Origin of the sequence: Bacillus sp. FDAARGOS_235, assembly GCF_002073415.2 — a bacterium.
Lineage (GTDB): Bacteria > Bacillota > Bacilli > Bacillales > Bacillaceae_G > Bacillus_A > Bacillus_A toyonensis.
Genome location: NZ_CP020437.2, coordinates 3,467,125 through 3,487,500, shown reverse-complemented (window position 1 = coordinate 3,487,500; position 20,376 = coordinate 3,467,125). Strand labels below are relative to the sequence as shown.

24 protein-coding genes (1 of these 24 only partly in view) are annotated in these 20,376 nt (G+C 36.9%); 12 read left to right on the top strand and 12 right to left on the bottom strand.

Annotated features, from left to right (window positions below; genetic code table 11):
- Nucleotides 1–661, top strand: partial view of an MgtC/SapB family protein gene (locus tag A6J74_RS19930; protein WP_000386692.1) — the 3' portion only. 20 nt of this gene lie to the left of the window's left edge; only the last 661 of its 681 coding nucleotides appear in the window; its start codon lies off the left edge, out of view; the stop codon is at nucleotides 659–661.
- Nucleotides 662–755: 94 nt separating this feature from the next.
- Nucleotides 756–1,751 carry a potassium channel family protein gene (locus tag A6J74_RS19925; protein ID WP_000842336.1) on the top strand — a complete coding sequence of 332 codons (996 nt, stop codon included), beginning with the start codon at nucleotides 756–758 and terminating at the stop codon, nucleotides 1,749–1,751.
- Here the strand turns inward: A6J74_RS19925 and A6J74_RS19920 are convergent.
- Nucleotides 1,738–2,151, bottom strand: a complete 414-nt coding sequence (locus tag A6J74_RS19920; RefSeq protein ID WP_000612324.1) for a YugN-like family protein — start codon at nucleotides 2,149–2,151, stop codon at nucleotides 1,738–1,740. The two genes, A6J74_RS19925 and A6J74_RS19920, sit on opposite strands and share 14 nt — an antisense overlap.
- Before the next feature lie 108 nt (nucleotides 2,152–2,259).
- A complete protein-coding gene (locus tag A6J74_RS19915; RefSeq protein WP_000103665.1) occupies nucleotides 2,260–3,612 on the bottom strand; it encodes a glucose-6-phosphate isomerase in 1,353 nt (450 codons plus the stop codon).
- A gap of 275 nt (nucleotides 3,613–3,887) precedes the next feature.
- On the opposite strand from A6J74_RS19915, the gene A6J74_RS19905 reads away from it, so the two are divergent.
- Nucleotides 3,888–4,121 carry a DUF378 domain-containing protein gene (locus A6J74_RS19905; RefSeq protein WP_000105788.1) on the top strand — a complete coding sequence of 78 codons (234 nt, stop codon included), beginning with the start codon at nucleotides 3,888–3,890 and terminating at the stop codon, nucleotides 4,119–4,121.
- 110 nt (nucleotides 4,122–4,231) lie between these two features.
- On the opposite strand, the gene yugI is transcribed toward A6J74_RS19905, so the two are convergent.
- The 3 genes from yugI to A6J74_RS19890 form a co-directional block, all read right to left on the bottom strand.
- Nucleotides 4,232–4,576, bottom strand: coding sequence for a S1 domain-containing post-transcriptional regulator GSP13 (gene yugI, locus A6J74_RS19900; protein WP_000003767.1), 345 nt, complete (start codon nucleotides 4,574–4,576; stop codon nucleotides 4,232–4,234).
- A 253-nt stretch (nucleotides 4,577–4,829) separates the two neighbouring features.
- Entirely contained in the window at nucleotides 4,830–6,020 is a 1,191-nt protein-coding gene (locus A6J74_RS19895; protein WP_080609574.1) for an aminotransferase, read from the bottom strand.
- Nucleotides 6,017–6,523 carry an Lrp/AsnC family transcriptional regulator gene (locus A6J74_RS19890; protein ID WP_002049317.1) on the bottom strand — a complete coding sequence of 169 codons (507 nt, stop codon included), beginning with the start codon at nucleotides 6,521–6,523 and terminating at the stop codon, nucleotides 6,017–6,019. Before A6J74_RS19890 ends, A6J74_RS19895 begins: the two co-directional genes overlap by 4 nt.
- 375 nt (nucleotides 6,524–6,898) lie before the next feature.
- Between A6J74_RS19890 and A6J74_RS19885 the strand changes: the two genes are divergently transcribed.
- Nucleotides 6,899–7,885, top strand: coding sequence for a 2-hydroxyacid dehydrogenase (locus A6J74_RS19885; RefSeq protein WP_073990606.1), 987 nt, complete (start codon nucleotides 6,899–6,901; stop codon nucleotides 7,883–7,885).
- Nucleotides 7,886–7,994: 109 nt separating this feature from the next.
- Complete coding sequence (locus A6J74_RS19880) at nucleotides 7,995–8,834, top strand: alpha/beta fold hydrolase (protein WP_001015197.1); 840 nt, start codon at nucleotides 7,995–7,997, stop codon at nucleotides 8,832–8,834.
- A gap of 181 nt (nucleotides 8,835–9,015) precedes the next feature.
- Here the strand turns inward: A6J74_RS19880 and A6J74_RS19875 are convergent, their stop codons facing one another.
- Complete coding sequence (locus A6J74_RS19875) at nucleotides 9,016–9,267, bottom strand: YugE family protein (protein WP_000537646.1); 252 nt, start codon at nucleotides 9,265–9,267, stop codon at nucleotides 9,016–9,018.
- Nucleotides 9,268–9,384: 117 nt separating this feature from the next.
- On the opposite strand from A6J74_RS19875, the gene A6J74_RS19870 reads away from it, so the two are divergent.
- The gene (locus A6J74_RS19870) at nucleotides 9,385–10,536 is read left to right on the top strand and encodes a MalY/PatB family protein (RefSeq protein ID WP_001175860.1); all 1,152 of its coding nucleotides are present in this window, start codon (nucleotides 9,385–9,387) and stop codon (nucleotides 10,534–10,536) included.
- Between the two features lie 219 nt (nucleotides 10,537–10,755).
- Here the strand turns inward: A6J74_RS19870 and sodC are convergent, their stop codons facing one another.
- Both sodC and A6J74_RS30060 read right to left on the bottom strand, forming a co-directional pair.
- Nucleotides 10,756–11,295, bottom strand: coding sequence for a superoxide dismutase [Cu-Zn] (sodC, locus tag A6J74_RS19865; protein WP_000746516.1), 540 nt, complete (start codon nucleotides 11,293–11,295; stop codon nucleotides 10,756–10,758).
- A gap of 68 nt (nucleotides 11,296–11,363) precedes the next feature.
- Complete coding sequence (locus tag A6J74_RS30060) at nucleotides 11,364–11,540, bottom strand: hypothetical protein (RefSeq protein WP_000982764.1); 177 nt, start codon at nucleotides 11,538–11,540, stop codon at nucleotides 11,364–11,366.
- A 165-nt stretch (nucleotides 11,541–11,705) separates the two neighbouring features.
- Between A6J74_RS30060 and kapB the strand changes: the two genes are divergently transcribed.
- Nucleotides 11,706–12,089 carry a kinase-associated lipoprotein KapB gene (kapB, locus tag A6J74_RS19860; protein WP_001209349.1) on the top strand — a complete coding sequence of 128 codons (384 nt, stop codon included), beginning with the start codon at nucleotides 11,706–11,708 and terminating at the stop codon, nucleotides 12,087–12,089.
- A gap of 41 nt (nucleotides 12,090–12,130) precedes the next feature.
- Here kapB and kapD read toward each other — a convergent pair whose 3' ends face one another.
- Nucleotides 12,131–12,754: a 3'-5' exonuclease KapD gene (kapD, locus tag A6J74_RS19855; protein WP_000344367.1), complete on the bottom strand. Its 624-nt coding sequence runs from the start codon at nucleotides 12,752–12,754 to the stop codon at nucleotides 12,131–12,133.
- A gap of 289 nt (nucleotides 12,755–13,043) precedes the next feature.
- On the opposite strand from kapD, the gene A6J74_RS19850 reads away from it, so the two are divergent.
- Complete coding sequence (locus A6J74_RS19850; RefSeq protein ID WP_000545233.1) at nucleotides 13,044–14,369, top strand: ArsB/NhaD family transporter; 1,326 nt, start codon at nucleotides 13,044–13,046, stop codon at nucleotides 14,367–14,369.
- Nucleotides 14,370–14,479: 110 nt separating this feature from the next.
- Here the strand turns inward: A6J74_RS19850 and A6J74_RS19845 are convergent, their stop codons facing one another.
- Nucleotides 14,480–14,947: a hypothetical protein gene (locus tag A6J74_RS19845; protein ID WP_000390112.1), complete on the bottom strand. Its 468-nt coding sequence runs from the start codon at nucleotides 14,945–14,947 to the stop codon at nucleotides 14,480–14,482.
- Between the two features lie 117 nt (nucleotides 14,948–15,064).
- Between A6J74_RS19845 and A6J74_RS19840 the strand changes: the two genes are divergently transcribed.
- Nucleotides 15,065–15,778: a DNA alkylation repair protein gene (locus A6J74_RS19840; RefSeq protein ID WP_000553335.1), complete on the top strand. Its 714-nt coding sequence runs from the start codon at nucleotides 15,065–15,067 to the stop codon at nucleotides 15,776–15,778.
- A 346-nt stretch (nucleotides 15,779–16,124) separates the two neighbouring features.
- Nucleotides 16,125–17,501 carry a glycine--tRNA ligase gene (locus tag A6J74_RS19830; RefSeq protein ID WP_000287143.1) on the top strand — a complete coding sequence of 459 codons (1,377 nt, stop codon included), beginning with the start codon at nucleotides 16,125–16,127 and terminating at the stop codon, nucleotides 17,499–17,501.
- A 39-nt stretch (nucleotides 17,502–17,540) separates the two neighbouring features.
- Here the strand turns inward: A6J74_RS19830 and A6J74_RS19825 are convergent, their stop codons facing one another.
- Nucleotides 17,541–17,924: a hotdog fold thioesterase gene (locus A6J74_RS19825; RefSeq protein ID WP_001140604.1), complete on the bottom strand. Its 384-nt coding sequence runs from the start codon at nucleotides 17,922–17,924 to the stop codon at nucleotides 17,541–17,543.
- Between the two features lie 93 nt (nucleotides 17,925–18,017).
- On the opposite strand from A6J74_RS19825, the gene A6J74_RS19820 reads away from it, so the two are divergent.
- Together A6J74_RS19820 and A6J74_RS19815 are read left to right on the top strand one after the other, a co-directional pair.
- The gene (locus A6J74_RS19820) at nucleotides 18,018–18,761 is read left to right on the top strand and encodes a DUF3298 and DUF4163 domain-containing protein (RefSeq protein ID WP_000810657.1); all 744 of its coding nucleotides are present in this window, start codon (nucleotides 18,018–18,020) and stop codon (nucleotides 18,759–18,761) included.
- A 50-nt stretch (nucleotides 18,762–18,811) separates the two neighbouring features.
- Nucleotides 18,812–19,405 carry a biotin transporter BioY gene (locus A6J74_RS19815; RefSeq protein WP_001252145.1) on the top strand — a complete coding sequence of 198 codons (594 nt, stop codon included), beginning with the start codon at nucleotides 18,812–18,814 and terminating at the stop codon, nucleotides 19,403–19,405.
- 45 nt (nucleotides 19,406–19,450) lie between these two features.
- On the opposite strand, the gene galU is transcribed toward A6J74_RS19815, so the two are convergent.
- Nucleotides 19,451–20,338: a UTP--glucose-1-phosphate uridylyltransferase GalU gene (gene galU, locus A6J74_RS19810; RefSeq protein ID WP_000757817.1), complete on the bottom strand. Its 888-nt coding sequence runs from the start codon at nucleotides 20,336–20,338 to the stop codon at nucleotides 19,451–19,453.
- Nucleotides 20,339–20,376: the final 38 nt, after the last annotated feature.

Genomic DNA, 20,376 nt, shown 5'->3' with positions numbered 1-20,376 from the left:
ACTCAAACTAGGTCTCTCGGCTATTTTAGGATTCGCCATCGGTTTAGAACGTGAATTAAAACGTAAACCACTTGGTTTAAAGACTTGTTTAGTTATCTCTATTATTAGTTGCCTCCTCACTATTGTTTCTATTAAAGCAGCTTACAATTTACCACATACCGACCATATGAATATGGACCCCCTTCGACTTGCTGCTCAAATTGTATCAGGAATTGGTTTTTTAGGTGCAGGTGTTATTTTACGAAGAGGAAACGATAGTATTGCTGGGCTAACGACCGCCGCCATGATTTGGGGTGCTTCTGGTATTGGCATTGCCGTTGGAGCTGGTTTCTATATTGAAGCGATTTTCGGAATGTGCTTCCTTATGATTAGTGTAGAACTTATACCATTAACGATGAAATTTATAGGACCTAGGTCATTTCGTCAACGTGATATCGCAGTGAAACTTGTTGTACGAAATATGGACAATATCCCGATCGTAATTGAAGAAATAAAAGAAATGGATATAAAAGTTAAGAACATGAAGCTCAAAACATTGGAAAATGGTTCGCACTATTTACATTTAAAATTGTCTATCGATCAAAAAAGACATACTGCTGATGTTTATTATGCTCTTCAACACCTTGAAAGTGTTCAACAAACTGAAGTTGAAAGTATGTAATAGAAAACAAACTCTCTTTTAAATTAGAGAGTTTTTCTTTTTTCTATAATGGTAACAATGAATGTAGTCCTGCAAAGTAAGGAGGAATTAGCAATTGAAATCCCGTCCAAATTTAGTAGATACATTTCGTGATTCCATTATTTTTCGTTTAATTTGCTTTATTGTTGTACTTACTGCTTTTTCCGGCTTTCTTATACATAGATTAGAACCATCGCACTTCACCACATGGTTTGATGGAATTTGGTGGTCAATCGTTACAATTTTCACTGTTGGCTATGGTGACTTTGCCCCACATACACTAATAGGCAAACTCATCGGTATGAGTATTATTTTATTTGGAACCGGTTTTTGTTCTTATTATATGGTTCTATTCGCCACTGATATGATTAATAAACAATATATGAAAGTTAAAGGAGAAGAAGCTGCGACTGCTAGCGGTCATATGATTATTGTCGGCTGGAACGAACGGGCAAAACATGTTGTAAAACAAATGCACATCTTACAACCAAACCTTGATATCGTTTTAATTGATGAAACACTTTCTTTACTTCCAAAACCATTTCATCATTTAGAGTTTATAAAAGGTTGTCCACATCACGATCAAACGTTATTAAAAGCTAACATTACAACGGCACACACCATATTAATAACGGCTGATAAAGAAAAAAATGAAAGCTTAGCTGATACACAGTCCATCTTAAATATTTTAACTGCAAAAGGACTTAATCCAAACATTCATTGCATCGCTGAACTTCTTACTTCGGATCAAATTCAAAATGCAACGAGAGCTGGTGTATCAGAAATTATAGAAGGAAATAAATTAACGAGCTATGTATTTACCGCTTCTCTTTTATTTCCTTCTATTTCAGGTGTACTATTCTCACTTTACGATGAAATCTCTGATAACAAATTACAACTGATGGAGCTTTCTCCGCCTTGCACCGGACAAACTTTTGCAAATTGTAGCTATACTCTTTTAAAACAAAACATTCTCTTACTAGGTATAAAGCGTGACGATCAATATATGATTAACCCAGTCCATACCTTCATTCTTATCGAAAGCGACATACTCATTGTTATTCACCATTAAAAAAGTGACGCTCTAGTTCCTGTACTAATACTTTCCCAATATTAATATACTTACTTTTCACATCTCCATCTGGATCTTTCGGCTCAGCAAATTGATCAAATCCGCTCGTTCCAGCTGTTAACGCATTCACATTATCATCTAGTTCGTCTTGATACACATGCGAAAGAATATACGGCGTTTCAAGACGGACTATTACACCAGGCACATCTAATTCCCCATCCACAGCTGTAAATGGCACTCGTAAAAATTGATAGCCATCTTCTTCGTCGATTTTGTAATCAAAGCACCCTTTATCGTAATCCCAATTGCCACCAATACTATATCCAAGTGGTTTCATAACCTCTTCTAACTTATATAACGCATATGTATGTCCTTTTAACTTTGATTGAATCGGAATCAAGCCCATCCCTCCAAGACTTTTCCTTTAGCATACCCATTCTAGTTTGAATATACCGATGGACATTTCAGTAAAATAATAAAAAGCGACCGGAGATCCGGTCGCTTTTTATTATTTTAAACGCTCTTCTAATTCTGCTTTTAATTCTTCAAATCCTGGTTTACCAAGTAAAGCAAACATGTTTTTCTTGTATGCTTCTACTCCTGGTTGGTCAAATGGATTTACGCCTAATAAGTAGCCGCTCATCGCACATGCTTTTTCGAAGAAGTATACAAGGTAACCGAATGTGTACTCATTTAATTCAGGAATATTTACGATTAAGTTTGGTACTCCGCCATCGCTATGTGCAAGTAATGTGCCTTCATATGCTTTTGTGTTTACGAAGTCTACAGTTTCACCTGCAAGGTAGTTTAATCCATCTAAATCGTTTTCTTCTGATTCGATTGTCAGTTCATGTGTAGATTTACCCACTTTAAGAACTGTTTCAAATAAGTCACGACGACCTTCTTGAACGTATTGACCTAATGAGTGTAAGTCAGTTGAGAAATTTGCTGAAGATGGGAAAATACCTTTTTGATCTTTTCCTTCACTTTCACCAAATAACTGTTTCCACCACTCAGCGAAGTATTGAAGTGCTGGCTCATAGTTAACAAGCATTTCAATTGTTTTTCCTTTATTGTATAAAGCGTTACGAACTACTGCGTATTGATAAGCTGGGTTTTCTTCTAGTTCTGATGCCCCGAAGTCGTCATGGCCAGCAGCTGCACCTTTCATCATCTCTTCAATATTTAAGCCACTTACTGCGATTGGTAATAAACCAACTGGCGTTAATACAGAGAAACGTCCTCCAACATCATCTGGAATTACGAATGTTTCGTAACCTTCGTTATCAGCTAATGTTTTTAATGCACCACGCGCTTTATCTGTAGTTGCATAAATACGTTTGCGAGCTTCTTCTTTTCCATACTTCTCTTCTAATAACTTACGGAAAATACGGAATGCAAGTGCAGGCTCTGTTGTTGTACCTGATTTGGAAATAACGTTAATAGAGAAGTCTTTACCTTCTAATACATCCATTAAATCTTTCATGTAAGTGGAGCTAATGTTTTGTCCAACAAATAGCACTTGTGGAGTTTTACGTTGTTCTTTAGAAAGCGTATTGTAGAATGAATGGTTTAACATTTCGATTGCTGCACGTGCTCCTAGGTAAGAACCACCGATACCTACAACAAGTAAAATGTCAGAGTCATTTTTAATTTTTTCTGCGCATTTTTGAATGCGAGCAAATTCTTCTTTGTCATATTGAAGCGGAAGCTCTACCCACCCAAGGAAATCGTTCCCAGCTCCAGTTTTTTCGTGGATTGCATGATGTGTTACTTTCACTGCATCACGTAAATAAGTGATTTCATGTTCACCGATGAAGGATAACGCTTTAGAATAGTCGAACGTTACATGTGTACTCATCTTTTTCCCTCCAATTATGGATATGTATTTCTGTATTCACTTTAGCGAAACTGAAGTTGTAAATCAAGCGATTCAACCAGTGTAAACGTAACCAATATATATTTTTTAGAAAAAGTTCATTTTTTGCATAAAAATTCGCATTTTTCGGTATAGATGTATATACATCTTTTTTTCACACATTTTTTATGTATAAAAACAACATAACTGCACCATTCTATAAAAGAGTTGATTAACTCAGCGCTTGCTCATGCTTCACAATTAAGGGGGGCTTTTTCATGAGTACATTGCAACGTATCGCATTAGTCTTTACTGTAATTGGTGCAGTAAACTGGGGACTAATCGGGTTCTTCCAGTTTGACTTAGTAGCAGCCATTTTCGGTGGACAAAACTCAGCTCTTGCACGTATTATTTACGGCATCGTTGGTATATCTGGGCTTATCAATCTTGGTTTACTGTTTAAACCATCTGAAAATCTTGGTACACACCCAGAAACAAACGAAATTCGATAACCAGTATGTCCTCTTCACCTCCGACATACGAATATGATTGCATGCAATCATATTTGCAAATATATATCATAAGATAAAGTAAAAGAGGAACGCTCATATGCGCTCCTCTTTTACTTTGTTAACTCAGACTCTTCAATCCATTCTGTCAGCTTTTCTCGCAACGTATTAAATCCGTCCTTAGATGGATTCGGTATAAGAATCCTTCCTTGTTTTCTTTTCGCCGCTTTTAACGATAAACTCATTTTTCTGTGCTCTTCATCAATTGAAAGTACTTTTACTTCTACTGTATCGCCGACTTTCAAAAAGTCATGAATATCCTTTACATATCCATTTGTAATTTCAGATATATGCACAAGTCCTTGTGTTTCTGCATCTAACGCTACAAATGCACCGTAATCTTGAATTCCAGTCACTTTCCCTGTTACAACCACTCCTGTTGTATATTGTTCTGACATATGAAACACTCCCATACGTTTACCATTTTCTCTACAAATGTAGATTGCAAAACAGATGTACTTATTTTAAATATCCGATTAATTAGTACGCCTGTTACGTATCGCTACCTAACAGGCGCATACCTTATATTAGTAAATTATACCACTATGACAGAACTCATTCAAAATTCACGAAAAAATTTCCTGTAGCACGTATAATTCTCCAATATTGGGATAGAATACTAACACATGGCTTTCTAGTATTCCCCCCCTTTTATGGACAAAACGTATTATGTTTTGTCCTTTTTTTATTCTCGACGAACCGTTCCATTCTCTTCATTGCTTCTATAAGTTGTTCAAGCGATGTTGCATACGAACAACGAATAAATCCTTCACCACTTTCTCCAAATACACTTCCAGGTACAACAGCCACTTTTTCTTCTAGTAATAACTGTTCTGCAAATTCCACTGAAGTTAGTCCAGTTGAGGCAACAGAAGGAAAGACATAAAACGCTCCGCCCGGCACATGACACGTTAATCCCATCTCATTGAAAGATGTCGCCATAAAATTACGGCGTTTCTTATAGCTATCTCTCATTCGAATGACTTCATCATTCCCTCCGCGTAATGCTTCAAGAGCTGCGAACTGGGACATCGTCGGTGCACACATCATAGAATATTGATGAATTTTAAGCATCAACTCTGAAAATTGAACGGGAGCTGCGATCATACCGAGACGCCATCCTGTCATCGCAAATCCTTTTGAAAATCCCGAAATTAAAATCGTATGTTCGCGCATGTTTTGAATGCTCGCGAAACTCGTATACACTTCGTCATATACAAGCTCTGCATAAATTTCATCAGATAATACGATTAAATTGTACTTCTCAACCATTACTGCTAACTTTTCTAGTTCGGATTTGTTTAACATTGCACCTGTTGGATTATTTGGGGAACAAAGTAAAATTGCCTTTGTTTTCGCTGTAATAGCTACTTCAATTTGTTCGGGTTGTAATTTAAACTCTTTTTCTAAAGTAGTCGCTATAGGAACTGGAACTCCTCCAGCTAATGTTACAAGCGGTGCATAAGAAACGAAGCTCGGTTCAATAATGAGTACTTCATCATCAGGATTTATAATGGCACGCATCGCTACATCTAACGCTTGGCTCGCTCCAACCGTAACAATGATTTCATCGTTTGGATCATAAGATACTGCAAATTGTTTTTTTAGATACTTTGCTATTTCTTGACGGAGCTCCAATAATCCTGCATTTGCTGTATACGCTGTATATCCTTGCTCTAAAGAACGGATACATGCTTGCCTTACATTCCAAGGTGTAACAAAGTCAGGCTCTCCCACTCCAAGTGAAATAACACCTTTCATACTTGCGGCTAAATCGAAAAACTTTCGAATACCAGACGGTTGTAAAGATTCTGCTACTCTAGATAGTTCAAACTGCTTCATGGTGTCACCACAATTCGCTTATCATCATCGTTTTTTTCATAAATAATTCCCTCATGTTTATACTTCTTCAAAATGAAATGAGTTGTTGTAGAAACGACAGATTCAATCGTTGCTAATTTCTCAGAAACAAACATCGCTACTTCTCCCATCGTCTTTCCTTCTAATGTAATAGAAAGATCATATGTCCCTGACATTAAATACACGGATTTCACTTCTGAATAGCGATAAATTTGTTCAGCAACTGCATCAAACCCAACACCGTGCTTCGGCGTAACTTTCACATCAATCATCGCTGTTAAACCCGTATATTCTTTTACTTTTGTCCAATCAATATGTGTTACATAATCCACAATAATCTTTTCACTTTCTAATTTCGCAACCATCTTCTTCACTTCTTCTACTTCTATATTTAATAGCTTCGCCAATGTATCTACAGACAAACGACTACTTTTTTCAAGACAAGCCAATAATTCTAATTCCTTTTCAGTCACCGTATAAATCATCCTTCCTTTTCGTTTCTGTCTAAATTATACAAATACCCTTTCCAATTTGAAAAGAAGATTTTTTTAGAGAATTATGTCAAAATAAAGTGAAACTTTAATCAGTGGAAAGGTTCATCCCGCTGATTATTAGTTGATCCAATCGGGCATTTACGGACAGTTGCTTTCCAACTTATATTCTTTGCCTTAGCTGTTCTTCAAGGCGGAAAGCTTACTGTCCGTTAATGCGGGGTAAAGTGAAACTTTAATCAGCGGAAAGGTTCATCCCGCTGATTATTAGCCCACACCAATCGGGCTTTTACGGGCAGTTAGTCTCCCCCTATCTTCTTTGCTTCAGGCATTTTTAGGGGCGGGAGGCTTATTGTCCGTTAACAAGGGATAAAAGTGAGAGGGGATGGAACCGTGAAACCAAAAGTATATATCGCTGAACCAGTTCCAACATTTGTAGAAAACTATTTATCAGAACACTGTGATTATGAAACATGGAATCAAAATGAGAAAGTACCTCGTGATGTTCTATTAGAGAAAATACAAGATAAAGATGGGTTATTAAATTTCGGATCTGCCATAAATGAAGAATTGTTAAATGTAGCACCGAAATTAAAAGTAGTGAGTAACATTTCTGTTGGCTATGATAATTTTGATTTACTAGCGATGGAAAAGCGAAATGTCATCGGAACGAATACACCATACGTATTGGATGATACAGTAGCTGACCTCGTTTTCGCTCTTATGTTATCTGCTGGTCGTCGTGTTTGCGAACTCGATTCCTATGTGAAAAATGGTGAGTGGAACGCTGAAATCGGAAAAGAACATTTCGGACTAGATGTGCACCATAGTACAATCGGTATTATCGGAATGGGACGAATTGGTGAGGCCGTTGCAAAACGAGCAAAATTCGGATTTGATATGGATGTTCTTTATTATAACCGTCGCCGTAAAGAAGAAGCAGAGCAAAAATTCGATGCTACATATTGTGATTTACAGACGCTACTAAAACAGTCTGACTTTATTGTTCTTCTTACTCCATTAACAGATGAAACGTATCATCTTATCGGAGAAAAGGAATTTTCATTAATGAAAGAAACAGCAATCTTTATTAATGCTTCTCGCGGGAAAACAGTAGATGAAGAAGCTTTAATCCATGCCTTAACAGAAAAGAAAATCTTTGCAGCAGGCATTGATACTTTTACACAAGAGCCGATTCAAAAAGATAATCCGCTCTTATCATTACAAAATGTTGTGACTTTACCGCACATCGGATCTGCGACATTAAAAACTCGGCAGCAAATGGCCATGACAGCCGCTGAAAATTTAGTTGCAGGGTTACAAGGAAAAACACCGCCTAATATTGTCCGCGGGTAATGATGAATAAGCGAAAGGCAAGATGACATCGTCATCTTGCCTTTTTTTGTTAACATATTTTTTTCTACCTTGGAGATGATATGAACAAAAATCAATGGAGTGACAAAAAATGAATCATGAATATACTTGTCCTTATTTCACTTTTTCCACTCGCGACACTACTATTCATTACGAATTGTATGAACATAAAAATAAAACAAAACGTCCTACTTTCGTACTCGTTCACGGCTTTTTATCTTCCTCATTCAGTTACCGCCGTCTCATTCCTTTACTATCGAAAGCAGGAACAGTACTGGCTCTTGATTTGCCACCATTCGGAAAAAGTGATAAGTCTCATCTCTTTAAGTATTCTTATCACAATTTAGCAACCATTATTATCGATTTAATTGAACATTTATCTCTTTCAAATATTGTGTTAATTGGGCATTCTATGGGCGGGCAAATTTCTCTCTATGTAAACCGTATACGTCCTGAACTAATCTCAAAGACGATTTTACTATGTAGCTCTAGCTATTTAGCACGCGCAACCTTACCTTTACTGTATTCTTCTTATTTACCGTTCTTTCATTTATACGTAAAGAACTGGATTATACGGCGCGGAATTGTTCATAACTTAATGAATGTCGTTCATGATCACTCATTAATTGATGATGAAATGAAGGAAGGTTACTCCGCTCCTTTTTATGACAACCGTATATTCCCCGCCCTAACTCGCATGATACGAGACCGTGAAGGTGACTTATCTTCAACTGAATTACAAAAAATTGAAACGCCTATACTACTCATTTGGGGTGAAAAAGATCGCGTCGTCCCTGTACATGTAGGACACCGTCTCCATAAAGATTTACCTAATTCAACATTTATCTCTTACGAAAATACAGGGCATTTACTACCTGAGGAAAAGCCTGAACATGTTTATGAAGAAATTATCGCTTTTTCCGCGCAATAAAGTGAAACTTTAATCAGCGGAATGTTTCACCCCGCTGATTATTAGCCCGCACCAATCGGGCTTTTACGAGCAGTGGATCTCCCACCTCACTTCTTTGCCTCAACCGTCTTTTTAGGTGGGGGTCTTACTGCCCTGCAAATAGCGGGATAATATTAAAAAGGCTGTCGGAAATTCCGACAGCCTATAATGAGCAACTTCCGCCTTCTTTTAATACAAGTAACTCTTCAGCTAATTTCTCACATTTTTCAAGCGCAGGTACTTCCTCAAAAGACATAAAGTATATATGTTGAATCTTCTTTGCAATATATTTCGAATCGTCAAACACAGTTACGACGTTCACTACATCGCTCGCTTCTGTTTCATAAAACTCCGGTCCCATTCGAAACGGATCCCAATTCTTCACAACCTCTATCATCTTTTCATATGTACCCATCTACTTCCCGCCTTTTCACTTTTTAATACTTTTCTTTATCCTATCACATCAGCTATTCTATAAGAAGAGAGAGAACTTTCATAACTTAGCAGTTTCACAGAAGAAAGGGGCAAACATATGCAGCTATTTCATAAAACGGTAAATCGGCGCGGAACACATAGTACAAAATGGGATACTTATAAAAACGAAGAACTCATTCATGCCTGGATTGCCGATATGGATTTTGAAGTACCAAAACCAATTCAAACTGCATTACAAAAACGTATCGAACACCCTATTTTTGGCTATACACTTCCACCTGAACATATTGGAGACATTATTTGTAACTGGACAAAAAAACAGTACAACTGGGATATTCAAAAAGAATGGATCGTATTTAGTGCGGGGATCGTTCCAGCTCTTAGTACGAGCGTACAAGCTTTCACAAAGGAAAACGAATCCGTTCTTGTACAACCACCTATTTATCCTCCATTTTTCGAAATGGTTACAACAAACAACAGACAATTATGCGTGAGCCCATTATATAAACAAGATGGCACATATATGATAGACTTCGATCATTTAGAAAAACAATTTCAACAAGGGATTAAACTAATGCTTCTTTGTAGTCCTCACAATCCTATTGGACGCGTTTGGACGAAAGACGAGCTAATGAAGCTCGGAGCGTTATGTACAAAATATAATGTAATTGTTGTCTCAGATGAAATTCATGCCGATATTATTTACGGAGATCGTACTCATACACCATTCGCTTCTTTATCTGAAGAATTAGCAGCACGTACCATTACTTGTATGGCTCCAAGTAAAACATTTAATATAGCTGGATTACAAGCATCTATCATTATTATTCCAAATGAAAAACTACGTAATACCTTTACGTCTATTCAATATAGACAAGGGTTCCATGGGCTAAATACATTTGCTTATACCGCGATGCAAAGCGCCTATACAGAATGTAATGATTGGCTAAGTGAAATCCGTTTATATATAGAAGATAACGCTCAATTCGCTTGTGAATATATCAAAACTCACATACCTACTCTTTCCGTAACGAAGCCAGAAGGTAGCTTTTTATTATGGATTGATTGTTCTCACCTAAAACTTTCTCAAAACGAGCGCACCACGTTACTTGAGGAAAAAGGAAAACTTATCGTCGAACCTGGTGAAAAGTACGGATTAGGCGGCGAAGAACATATTCGAATTAACATTGGCTGCCCACGATCTGTTTTAGAAGAAATTTTAAACAGACTGCGCCATACGTTTTCATAATAAGAAAGGAGCCTGCCCACGAATCAATTTTGGGCAGGCTTCTTTCTCAATTTTTGTCGGTAAATCAATATATTTTAAAAATCGCTGATATATTTTGAGTTACGGTCGATATATTTCAATAATCGCCGATATATTTTGAGTTGCGGTCAATATATTCCAATAATCGCTGATATATTTCCAATTACGTTTCACAAAGAAAGCTACCATCCACGGTAGCTTTTACTTTTTCTTCATATCCGACGCTTTTTTTACAATCACACCGCAAGCAATTCGATCACCAGATTTACCCGTTGGTTGTGTCATGCCATCATCAGGGTTTTCAGTAATAATAATAGACGCTCCATCTTTTCTATGAATCGTCGTTTTCCCTTCTTCAAGCGTTATGTGCGGTGCATCGATATCCGCTTTAATCTTTCCAGAACCATCTGCAATTACATTCGGTAAATCACCATTTTCCGCACCCTTCGGATTGAGTAAGCCATGCTTTTTATTATCTGGATTAAAATGATTACCAGACGATTCAAAACGAGGCGCTTTACACTCTCCAATTTCATGTACATGTATGCCGTGCGGACCAGGCGCGAAACCTTCCCCTTTAATCGTAATTTTCACTCCACTTGTTTGCTGAACTACTTTCGCAGTCCCTACTTCATCTCCTGAAGCATTATGTAATTTCACTTCAATTTCTTTCGGCTTTCCTTGGTCACAACCTGCCATCAGAAATAATAAACAACAACTGAAAAAAAGCCGTTTTTTCATTCTATTCCCTCCAAAATACATTCTGCCCTTAGATTGTCCGAGCATAGAGGGAAACATACAAAAATGAATTACCGTTTCTTTTCAGCTAAAAGCTTTTCTTCTACTTTCTGTAATCGCTCTGCTTCTCGTTTGGATACACGAATGAACATACGCCACGTAGCAACGGCACCAATGATAAATAGAACGCAAACAATCCCTGGAATAATATATTCTGTTTTATCTTCCGGAAAATATAAAGGCATCATATGAAACACTCCTTATTGTAGGATTCAAAAACCATCAGAATTTTCTGTTATATTATTTTAAATTATAGTTGAACCAATTCATATTCTCAAGGGGGCGTTCCGAAAGCGAATGATTTCTTTGACTCCTTCTCCTACTTTCCTTACTATAAACTTGAGGTGAAAAATATGAGAGAAACATTTGAAATTGGTGAAATCGTTACTGGTATTTATAAAACGGGAAAATACATCGGCGAAGTTACAAATAGCCGCCCGGGCAGTTACGTCGTAAAAGTATTAGCTGTTTTAAAACATCCGGTGCAAGGTGACTTACATAACGTAAAACAAGCTGACGTACCATTTTTCCATGAAAGACGTGCTTTAGCTTTCCGTGAACAGACGAACATTCCACAACAAATGGTGAAGAAATATGAAGGAGAGATTCTAGATTATACAGATTCACTCAAATTAGCATTAGAAACTCAAATGAATTCATTTTCTGAAGATGATTCACCTTTTGCGGTTCGTAGTCTAGAAACATTAGAGCAGTTAAAAAAAGACTACAAACTTTAAAAAAACAAAACGACCAAATTACATACTGTGCAATTTGGTCGTTACTGTGTACTCACTTTCTTTAACACTTTTGAAAAGTCCACGAGTTCCCCTAATGTTGGAGGTGCTGGTTTCACTAAATACTCTTTATCTTTTTCTACTAATTTAAAAATATTGTACGTCGTCATCGCATCATCTAGCGCACAATGATGCTTACCCGTTCCTACTTTTCCATACGCCTCAATCGCTTTCCATAATCCTGTTTGATTTCTTTCTCCAAAAAACTTCTTATACTCAAGCGATAAATCACGACACTGTCCGAAAAACGGAAAAGCTACTCCCGACATTTCACAATTATGCTTCAGCACTTTCATATCCATATTTCCCCACGTTACAATGGTCGGTTTACATCTTTTTTCGTATTCTGCAAGTTTATCAATGAGTTCAGGAAATGAAATTCCTTTATCCACGATTTCTTGTTTAATTCCTAAAAATTTCTTGCATCGATCCGTTAAAGAAGGAAATGTTTTCGGCCTGACATGTGATGAATACGTATCTTCTACCTTACAACCTACAACCGAGACGAGTCCTACCTCAATAATTTCCGGGAAAAACCCTTTTGGTTTCTTTCGATGCTGGGGCATCGTAAACTCAAAATCTAAAAATAAAAATCGTTGTTCATCCATACGATCCCTTCCTTATCATCTTTGTCATTCCTTTCTATTTGACACTCCTACACGAACAAGCTCGAATGCTAATTCCATTTTAAATATTCAGATTGGATGTATCTTATATATATGTCAAATGCCCACAAATATTTTTAAAAATGAGAAAAAATGACCTATGCAGAAAATATGACAAAATCCCTCCTTTCATTTACATCCGCAGTTTTTCTACTTTATAATGACGTTATGTGTGTTTCATCTAGTTAATATTTGACACACTAAGAAAAATGAATGAAAGGAGATGAGATTTTTGCACGAAACAACGCAAGAACTCGCTAACTGGCAGTATTATTTTGCTATCGCAGTCTTTTTAATTACATATGCCATTATTATTTCTGAAAAAATTAATCGCGCTGTCATCGCACTTCTTGGTGCAGCACTCATGGTAATTGTGGGGGTCGTCGATTTACATAACGCCTTTACGAAACATATTGAATGGGGAACGATTACGCTACTCATCGGTATGATGATTTTGGTGAACATTACGAGTAAATCAGGTGTTTTCCAATACGTTGCCATTAAAGCAGCAAAAGGGGCACAAGGAAATCCAATTAAAATTTTAATTTCCCTTTCCCTACTTACCGCGCTTGGCTCCGCATTTTTAGATAACGTTACAACTGTACTTCTTGTTGTTCCAGTTACTTTATCTATTACGCGCATCTTGCAAGTAAATCCTGTTCCTTATTTACTTTCTGAAATTATTTTTTCAAACATTGGGGGAACAGCAACATTAATTGGTGATCCGCCAAATATTATGATTGGTTCTGCAAATAAGCACCTAGACTTCAATGCTTTCTTACTGAATCTAGCACCAATCGTAATTATTATTATTGCAGTTACAGCAACAATACTTTACTTCATGTACCGTAAACAATTAATTGCTGATCCTGTACAAGTTAAAAAATTAATGAGCTTAGATGAAAAACAATACATTAAAGATCCAGTATTAATGAAAAAATCTTTAACAGTACTTGGACTTACAATTGTAGGTTTCATGACTCATTCCATTTTCCATGTTGATGCAGCTATTATCGCCTTGACTGGTGCTACTGTACTTATGCTAATCGGTGTGAAAGAACATGAAATTGAAGAAGTATTCGCAAGCGTAGAATGGGTGACGATTTTCTTCTTCGCGGGACTATTCGTACTCGTTGGAGGACTTATCGATATCGGTCTTATCAAAATGTTAGCTCAAAAGGTAGTCGGAATAACAGGCGGAGATATTTCTCATGCATCTATCCTTATTCTATGGGTATCTGGTATCGCCTCTGCAACAATCGATAACATTCCATTCGTTGCAACAATGATTCCACTTATTAACGATATGGCAGTTGGACTAGGTTTATCACCTTCTGACGCACAAATCGACGTATTATGGTGGGCATTAGCATTAGGTGCTTGCCTAGGTGGAAACGGAACTTTAATCGGGGCTTCTGCTAACGTAATCGTAGCCGGAATCGCAAGTCGTGAAGGACATAAATTTAGCTACATGGAATTCCTTAAAGTCGGCTTCCCAATTATGATTGTTTCATTAATCATTTCTCATATTTACATTTATTTACGCTATCTTATGTAGTAGAAAAAGGGCTGTCCTATGTGGCAGCCCTTTTTTCTTGGTCAACGAAATATCAATTAACCAACAAAGAGCTGTTCCAAAATAGCTTCGAAACAGCTCCCCGCATATATCTACTCGTTATATCTTACCGGCTCATTTCGGATAATGAATAAATGAATCGGCAAGAAAACCGAAAATGTGATTACATGAATAATCGTAAATAGTATAGAGTTCGTTCCGTATCTGTCTAAAATAGCGTAGATGAGATAAATGGACAGCACAATCGATACGGCTGTTGCTAGTAAACTTATAATTGGTACGAAGTTAAAGATGAAACATGCGACATATATACCGAATACTTTCCACCCTGCCTCTTCTTTCAAGAAATCTGGTAATTTATCCTTCGCCAAGTCACCCCACGTCTTACTATTCAAAAATGGAATAAACGCAAGAACCCCATCAGTTGCACCATCATTTTTTGCCATTGTATAAAGTGCAAAAGCCGTTAACAAATACGAAATAATTGCCCAAATTATTATAACAAGAATAAACGCAAAACTAAGAGCAAAGAAACCTGCTAGTACGCTCTGATCTTCCATCTTATCCTCTCCCCTCTCTTTTCAACATATTTCATTACATTGCAAGTTATGTTTTAAAATTTAACCAAACTCTTTGTATAATGAGAGAAGAAAGGTAATAAGAGAGGAGAAACACTTATGCATCCATTTGTACAAGCATTACAAGAGCATTTTACAGCTCATCAAAATCCTGAAAAAGCAGAACCAATGGCTCGTTATATGAAAAATCACTTCCCATTTCTAGGTATTCAAACACCGGAAAGACGCCAATTATTAAAAGACGTCATTCAAATACATACTCTCCCAGATAAAAAAGACTTCCAAATTATCGTACGTGAACTTTGGAACTTACCAGAACGTGAATATCAAGCTGCCGCACTTGATATTATGCAAAAATATAAAAAGCATATAAACGAAACTCATATCCCATTTTTAGAAGAACTTATTGTTACGAAATCTTGGTGGGATTCTGTTGATAGCATCGTTCCTACATTTTTAGGTACTATCTTTTTACAACATCCCGAATTAATTTCTGCATATATTCCAAAATGGATTGCATCAGATAACATATGGTTACAACGTGCCGCTATTTTATTCCAACTAAAATATAAACAAAAGATGGATGAAGAACTTCTTTTCTGGATTATTGGACAACTACATTCTTCAAAAGAATTTTTCATTCAAAAAGCGATCGGCTGGGTTCTTCGCGAGTATGCAAAAACAAAGCCTGATATCGTTTGGGAATACGTGCAAAATAACGAGCTTGCCCCGCTCAGTAAACGTGAAGCAATTAAGCATATTAAACAAAATTACGGAATAAATAACGAAAAAATAGGCGAGACTCTATCATAGATAGACGCGTTCCTCTATTGAGATTTAAAAAAGAACGTGTTAGAATATGTTCATTATTATTAATATAAGTAGCGATGACGGACTTATAAGTACTTGCACAAAAAGCGATTCAGGGATAGTGAAAGCCTGAAGACGCAAGGAAACGGCAGTCTCGAGCATTACATGATAAAGTGGATGCACCTTTTGTGTATCAACTAGGGTGGAACCGCGGGCAAACGCTCGTCCCTAGGCAAATATGCCTTGGGATGAGCGTTTTTTTATGTTTTTCAAAGCATATACTGCTCATTTCACAAGTACCAGAGCACGTCATCGCCAATACGTTAACTTTCAAAAGGAGGATTTTATTATGTATTCAATGGAACAAGTTGTAAACTTAGCGAAACATCGCGGTTTTGTTTTCCCTGGTTCTGAAATTTACGGTGGTCTTGCAAACACTTGGGATTACGGTCCACTTGGAATCGAATTAAAAAATAACGTTAAAAAAGCTTGGTGGAAAAAATTCATTCAAGAATCTCCACACAACGTTGGTTTAGATGCAGCTATTTTAATGAACCCAAAAACTTGGATCGCTTCTGGTCACGTTGGTAACTTCAACGATCCAATGATCGACTGTAAAAAATGTAAAGCGCGTCACCGTGCTGACAAATTAATTGAAGATGCATTAGATGCAAAAGGCATTGAAATGGTTGTTGACGGTCTTACTTTCGACCAAATGGCTGACTTAATGAAAGAACATGAAGTAAAATGTCCTGATTGTGGTAGTGAAGAGTTCACTGAAATTCGTCAGTTCAACTTAATGTTCAAAACATTCCAAGGTGTTACAGAGTCTAGCACAAACGAAATCTTCCTTCGTCCTGAAACAGCACAAGGTATTTTCGTAAACTTCAAAAACGTACAACGCTCTATGCGTAAAAAACTTCCATTTGGTATTGGCCAAATTGGTAAGAGTTTCCGTAACGAAATTACGCCTGGTAACTTCACATTCCGTACACGTGAATTCGAACAAATGGAACTTGAATTCTTCTGTAAGCCTGGTGAAGATTTAGAGTGGTTCGCATTCTGGCGTGAAACTTGTAAAAACTGGTTACTTTCACTTGGTATGCATGAAGAGAGCATGCGTCTTCGTGACCACGGTGAGGAAGAGCTATCTCACTACAGTAACGCAACAACTGACATTGAATTCAAATTCCCATTCGGTTGGGGCGAACTATGGGGCGTTGCATCTCGTACAGACTTCGATTTAAAACGTCACATGGAACACTCTAACGAAGACTTTAACTATATCGATCCACAAACGAACGAGCGTTACGTACCATACTGCATCGAGCCATCTTTAGGCGCAGACCGTGTAACATTAGCGTTCTTATGTGATGCATATGAAGAAGAGCAATTAGAAAACGATTCTCGTACAGTTCTTCGTTTCCACCCTGCTTTAGCACCATACAAAGCAGCAATCTTACCATTATCTAAAAAGCTATCTGAAGGTGCTACTGAAGTATTCGCAGAACTAGCTAAAGACTTCATGGTAGACTTTGATGAAACTGGTTCTATCGGTAAACGTTACCGTCGTCAAGACGAAATCGGTACACCATTCTGTATCACATACGACTTCGACTCTGTTGAAGACAAAGCTGTTACAGTACGTGACCGTGACACAATGGAACAAGTTCGTATGCCAATTAGCGAACTAAAAGGTTTCTTAGAAAAGAAAATCCAGTTCTAATTATAAAAAAAGAGGCTGCTCATGAGAGCTGCCTCTTTTTTATTTTTCACGTTTTTCTTTAATTGCTACTGTACATCTTGAAATACATATTAAATCATCATTTTCATCAATGATACGAATATCCCAAACCATCGTTGAATGTCCTCTATGTATCGGTGTCCCGATTGCTGTTACGATTCCATCTTTCTTTGAGCGAATATGATTTGCATTAATTTCTAGACCGAAACAAATACATTTCTCTTGATCAATTAAATTATATGATCCAACACTTGCTACTGTTTCCGCTAACGCTATAGAAGCACCACCATGTAAAAATCCAAACGGCTGATGCGTACGCTCGTCAACAGGCATCGTAGCAACTACTTTATCTTCTGTCATTTCTAACAACTCAATTCCAAGTGAGTCCATTAAAGTTTTTGCCATATCGTTTTCGCCTTCTCTCTTTAATTAAATGTATAATTTTACCTATTTATTTTCAAACTACCTATAACACTTATATAAGGAGGTTTCACCACAATGAAACAGAAACTTTGTATACTATTGCTCATGTTCTCCTTGCTGACTATTGTACCAAATTGTGCAATGGCAGCCAAAGCATCTAACCTGACAATCGATGTTCAGACTATAACGCAAAAAGGTAAGAAACCTTATATAGAATATCAAATTAGTAGGCCTTCTTTTCACAATTTTTCCGATTCTAAATTTCAAAATAAGCTCAATTTCTATTACAAAAAATCTACTGACAAATTTAAAAACAAATTAGAAAAAGAAGCAAAAAAATATTATAAAGAAACAGAAGGGTCTAGTACACCCTTCCATCCGTACGTGGCGAATGTTGATTATAAAATCTCCTTAAATAAACCACCTTTTCTCAGCCTATATGTGAATTACTATCAATATACGGGCGGGGCACACGGCCTTTATACGTGGAAAGCAAACACATTTGATTTAAATGAAAAAAAATTACTACGCTTAGACGATTTATTTCAACAAGAAGATAAATATAAAGAAGTAATCCGTGCAGAAATTGTAAGGCAAATTAAACAAAATGAAAGTATTTATTTTCCTGATGCAACGGAAAAAGTAATGAGTGCTAAAAAGTTTCACTTCTTTTTAGAACCAAACAATCTCGTTATTTATTTCCCTTTATATGAGATCGCTCCTTATTCAAGCGGCATTCCACAATTTCGTATTCCGTATACGTTGCTAAGAGACTATTTGAAGCCTTCTTATCAAAATAATTTGATTGACAACAAGTAAATATTTTCGCTACGATAATGTTAACCTAAAAACAACAGGAGGTTAACATTATGAGAAGATTTCATGTTTTAGATTTAGCATTAGCTGCCATGTTTGTTGCTCTTATGGCCATTGGTGCAAATATTGTATCTTGGGCGCCATTCCTGCAAATAGCGGGCGTTCCGTTATCTATGCAACCATTTTTCGCAATTTTAGCAGGCCTTCTTCTTGGAAGTAGACTTGGTGCATTATCAATGACTGTGTATATGCTAGTTGGCGTAGCCGGCGCACCAATCTTCGCTAACTTCAAAGCTGGATTCGGAGCACTTTTAGATCCTACTGGTGGTTTTATTATCGCATTTATTATCGTTGCTTACGTATCAGGAAAAATAGTAGAACAAAAAGAAAGACCAACATTCAGTACATTTGCTATCGCTTCTTTCACAGGAATCATTTTAACTTATATTATCGGTACTACTTACATGTACGGGGCGGTCAATCTCTTCATGGGCGGTAATATGAGTTATAAAGCTGCCTGGATGATTATGATGTGGTTTGCAGTAAAAGATATTGCATTTACAATTATCGGTGCTATTATCGCACCTCGCATATACTATGCTGTACGCCGTTCTGCTTATCAACGTTCTCATTCGACGATTTCTTAATAAAAAAGAGTTATTTCAGTACACTGAAATAACTCTTTTTTTATATTAAGACTCTTGTTTCGTTTGTTCTTCTAAAATTCTCTTCATCATTGTAACCATGTCACCACGTAATTCTGGGTGTTGCAGGGCCATTTCAATTGTCGTTTGAACGAATCCTAACTTTTCACCAACATCGTAGCGTTTTCCTTCGAAGTCGTAAGCAAATACTCGTTGAATTTCATTTAAGTTTTGAATTGCATCTGTTAACTGAATTTCACCGCCAGCACCGACATTTTGCTGTTCTAAGAACATGAAAATTTCAGGCGTTAAGACGTAACGTCCCATAATTGCTAAGTTTGATGGTGCTGTACCTGCTGCTGGTTTCTCAACGAAATTACGAACTTGGTAACGACGTCCTTCCTGCTCTAATGGGTCGATAATTCCATAGCGATGTGTTTCATCTTCTGGAACCGTTTGTACACCAATAACAGAAGAAAGTGTTTTATCATATTCGTCCATTAACTGACGTAAACATGGTTTTTCAGCTTGAACGATATCATCACCTAATAAAACAGCAAATGGCTCATCACCGATGAATTTACGTGCACACCAAACTGCGTGTCCTAATCCTCTTGGTTCTTTTTGACGGATATAATGAATGTCTACCATTTTTGAAGAAGCCTGTACTTTTTCAAGTAACTCATACTTTTTCTTTTCTAATAAATTTTGCTCTAATTCAAATGCATTATCAAAATGATCTTCAATAGATCGCTTTGTTTTACCAGTAACGATAATAATATCTTCGATTCCTGATTGTATTGCTTCTTCGACAATATATTGAATAGTTGGTTTATCTACTATCGGTAACATTTCTTTTGGCATTGCTTTTGTAGCTGGTAAAAAACGTGTTCCTAATCCAGCTGCTGGGATTATCGCTTTTCTTACTTTTTTCATAACAAAATACCCTCTCTTCTGTCAGGATCAATAACGAT